The sequence below is a fragment of the Negativicoccus succinicivorans genome (assembly GCF_018373335.1).
In the GTDB taxonomy this organism is placed as follows: Bacteria; Bacillota; Negativicutes; order Veillonellales; family Negativicoccaceae; genus Negativicoccus; species Negativicoccus succinicivorans_A.
The window spans coordinates 1-4,547 of the sequence record NZ_JAHAHH010000088.1; the positions used below are offsets into that span (position 1 = coordinate 1).

General features: G+C 50.1%; 2 protein-coding genes. Both read left to right on the plus strand.

What is annotated here, in order from left to right; translation table 11 throughout:
* The coding region (locus KH813_RS06060; RefSeq protein ID WP_303994459.1) for a YadA-like family protein at positions 1-1,213 on the plus strand (1,213 nt) is incomplete at its 5' end.
* A 459-nt stretch (positions 1,214-1,672) separates the two neighbouring features.
* Positions 1,673-4,547, plus strand: a 2,875-nt coding sequence (locus tag KH813_RS06065) for an ESPR-type extended signal peptide-containing protein (RefSeq protein WP_303994460.1), incomplete at its 3' end; no start/stop codon positions are given.

A 4,547-nucleotide genomic window follows, 5' to 3' on the forward strand; every position in this document is an offset into this window, starting at 1 on the left:
AGACACCGACGCGGTGAACGTCGCGCAGTTGAAAGCGGTACAGGAAATCGCGGCGGCCAAGACCACTATCGAGGCGGGTGATAATATCACCGTAGCGCCGGGCGCGACGGCAGGCAGCTATAAAATTTCCGCGACCGATACGACGTTGAAGACGGCTGACAACGCGCTTTCCCTCGACGGCAGCAAGCTGAACCTTTCCGTTGAAGATACGAAGGGCAATAAAGTTACAGGCAGTGTAGATCTCAAGTCGATTCAGAGTGCGGTAGATACCAACACTACCTACACGATGACAGGGACGGAAAATGCCGCTGACAATACTACGACTATCAGCTTGAAAGACAGCAACGGCAAGGAGCAGAAAGTCACGGTAGCGACGAAAGATACCAACACTTACACGACCGGCGGCACTTACGACGCGGAGAATAAGAAACTTGTATTCACGCAAAACGACCCCAGCAAAAACTATGAGGTCGATGTCTCCAAGATGATCAGTGATGTGGTAGATACGGATACGAGAAATACGATTGCGGAAACCGATACCGTAGCCGTAGACGCTACCGATAAAAACGCGGACGGAAGTATCAACTACAAGCTGAACGTCAAGACGGACGGAGTAATTGCGAAAGACAATAAAGGCATTGTCACGGGTGGAACCGTTTACAACGAAACAAGAATTGAAAACGACGGCAAATACATCAAAGCCGAAAACACGGCGGGCCAAAACCTGATCGCGTTGGACAAGCAGGTAGACGCCAATACGACCAATATCACCAAGTTGGAAAATAACATTTACGATATGGGCGGTCGTATCGGAGAACTGGGCAACCGTGTTGACCGCGTCGGCGCGGGAGCGGCCGCTTTGGCCGCACTCCATCCGCTCGACTTCGATCCGGATGACAAATGGGACTTCGCGGCCGGCTACGGCAATTACAGCGGCGCGAACGCCGTCGCTATCGGCGCGTACTACCGTCCGAATGAAGATACCATGTTCAGCGTCGGCGGTTCGTTCGGCGGCGGAGAAAACATGGTGAACGCGGGCGTTTCCGTTAAACTCGGACAGGGCAACAACGTCACGACCTCCAGAGTCGCCATGGCGCGCGAAATCAGCGACCTGAAGAGCAAGAATGAAAAAATGCAAGAGGAAAATAAAGAAATGAGGAATGAAATCGAAATTTTGAAAGAACAAATGCAAAAGCTTATGGCAAGAAAATAAGCGCGGTGAAAAAGGAAGGAATCTGTTAACGGGTTCCTTCCTTTTCTTTTTTATTTTGGATCGGGAAAAACGGGCATCCGTTATCGCAAAGACGGACACCTTACATTTATCGGTGGTTAAAATGTATGGTTGTTGGTTAATGCATAAATATCATACAATGTATGCAAAAATTATATAGATATAGGGGGGGTAATTAACCTGTAATACATCTATAATACAAATAGATTTGTATATAGAATCATAATTATATGTCAGGATCGCAAAGAGGCATGCCGGACTTGGTAGATGGTGGAAATAGTCACAATTTCCAAGCCAACGCAAGTCTTTCTGAAAGGAAGTGCTTACTCCAAGACGATAAAGTATGCAAGAAAGAGTATCGGGAAGTCCCCCCGGAAGGTTCATTTTCTATCGGACAGAATGGTAATTCGGAAAGCATGCAGAAAAGCAGAGGAGAAAAACATGAACAAAATCTACAAACTTGTGTGGAGTAAGGTAAAGGGCGCTTGGGTAGTGACATCTGAAATCGCGAAAGGCCATGGGAAATCGGTTGCAAGTCGGCAAAGAAAATCCATCGCGGCCGTCATGGCGGTTCTTGCGTTGGGTTTTATCCCCGGCGTGGCATATGCGGCGATTGACGGAGTGACGACCTTTGTCGAGCCGGGCAACCAGAATGTCAAAATCGGTAATGGTACTTCCTTAGAGAATAATAACGGTAAAAACGGGGCGGTTGTCATTGGCGATCATGCGAAAATTAATGATTATGTCATGCAGGAAGGCAGCGTCGCCATCGGCAAGAATGCCTTTGTCGAAAATATGTATGGCAATCAGGAAAAAAATTTCAAATTTAAACAGGAAGACATCACAAAGTGGGCGAGCAGCATCGCTATCGGGCAGAACGCGTATGCCCGCTCCGGCAGCACCATGATCGGCGACCATAAATACATAGGCAAACTGGGAGATACAGAAGTCGACGGCTCCGATGTGCAAAAAGTGAAATCGAAAAACATCAACATTAATGCCACGACAATCGGCGCGAACAGCTATAACCAGGGCGCGTTTTCCTCCGTCCTCGGGACGTATTCGATTATTTCCGGAAAATACAATGGCAGTAAGTGGTCATTCTATGGTACGCAAAATATGGGCGCCAGTATTGTAGGCTCGCTCAACAGTATCGAATCTGACGGTTCGTCATCTAATTTATCCGGGATCGCCAACAGTGTGGTGGGCGTTGCGAACAGAACGAATAACGCGAATGGCGCGCTGATTTTTGGTGCGGGGAATGAAATTGAAAATTCAATAGGTACACTTTCCGGGATTACGGGCGGCGGCGATTCCGCCAAGGATTTCGCGGATACGCTTCGCAAGACCGTAAAATCTTCCAATGGCGGTGGCGCCGTTCTTGCCATCGGCGGGGGAAATAAGGCGAATTATGCCATGGCCTCCCAGCTGATGGGCGTCAATAATACACTGACCGGCGCGGAAAATGCCGCAAGTGATTACAATCTTCTTAACGGCTTTAAAAATGTGGGCACAAACATCAGTCATGTATCTGTTATCGGCTCGGAAAACCAAGTCACCGATACGAAGAATGCGCTCGTTTTCGGTGATAAGAGAAAACTGACGAAAGCCAACGGCAGCGTTGTCCTCGGGGTTTCCGATACCCTTCAAGAAATCAAAGTAGAAGATGTCACAGTGATCGGACACAATGCCCTCGCGACGGGTGCAAATGCCGTTGCGATTGGCCGCGAAGCGGTAGCCAACTCGTCCAGCGCCGTAGCTATCGGTGACGGAGCCTTTGTAACTCCGGATGTGGATTTACCGGGCGCCGTGGCGATCGGCAAGAAGGCCAAGGTATTAAATGGTGGCGGAAAACAGGAATATTATCTCGGTTTCGACCAATCCAACTGGAACGTGAAAAGGGGATGGACCGGTATTAAAGTTGTAGGGGTTAAAGATCCTAACCGCGTACCCACAGGTATCGCTATCGGTACCAACTCTTTCGCCCGCACGGGCAGTATCCAGATCGGCGCGCATACCTATCAGGGCACGATGGGCGGCACCGACGTCACGAATGGAACGAATGGGGAAGCCAACCACATCAACCAGACCACGGTAGGCACGAATACCTTTAATAAGGGCGTTTTCGGCACGATGATCGGCTCCTATTCCATCAGCACCGGCGACTTTACGGGCGAGGGCGGACTCAATAGCATGAACTATGGAGGACAAAACTTCGGCTCCACCATCGCCGGCTCTTTGAATACGATCCAGTCCAAAGGACATAGCGGTTCGGCAGGCATTTCCAACAGCATTGTCGGTCTTGCCAATATGACGGAAAATACGAACGGTACTTTGATTTTCGGTGCGGGCAATAAAGTGACCAATTCGATCAAAGATCTCTCCGGACTTCCCAACGGCTTCTCCAAGGGCGCGGCTACGCCAGAGGAGTTGATTGAAAAACTCCGCAAAATGACCATTGACAATGAGTCCGGCGGCTCGACCATGGTGGTTGGCGGCGGTAATACCGCGGACTACACCATGGCGTCTCAGATTATGGGCGTCAATAATACACTCACGGGAACTAAAGATAAAGTAAGCACCCATAACCTCGTGGACGGTTTCAAAAATAAAGCGGAAAATGTCACCCATGTCACCATGATCGGCTCGGATAACGCAGTCAAAGACACGACCGGCGCCGTTCTTCTCGGCGACAAGAGAAAACTGACGGGAGCGGACGGAAGCATCGTTCTCGGTTCGGCGGATGAAAGCGCGGAAACGAACGTCAAGGACGCCACCGTCATCGGACATAATGCCAACACCACCGTCGCGAGCGGCGTAGCTCTCGCTAGTGATTCCGTAGCGGATCGCGGCAAAGCGGACGCGGCAACCGTATATCTCAATACAGATAAAGGTGTCAAAGCAACCGTAAAAGGCGATTTGGCGGCCGTTTCGGTAGGAAACGCCAATGCGACCCGTCAGATCACAGGCGTAGCTGCGGGTACAGAAAATACCGACGCGGCCAACGTGGCGCAACTGAGAGCAGTGGAGAAAATCGCGAAGGCTAAGACGAAGATCGAAGCGGGCGATAATATCACAGTAACACCGGACAAGAAGAACGGCACCTACACACTTTCGGCTACCAACACCTACACGACAGGCGGCACCTATGACGCGACGACCAAGAAACTGACATTCACGCGAAATGACAACCAAACCTATGATGTCAACCTTGCCGATTTTGTCGGTAACGTGACGGACACGCGAAACACTATCGTGGACAGTGACACCGTAACCGTAGAAGCAAAAGCGCAAGAAGACGGCAGCAACGAATACA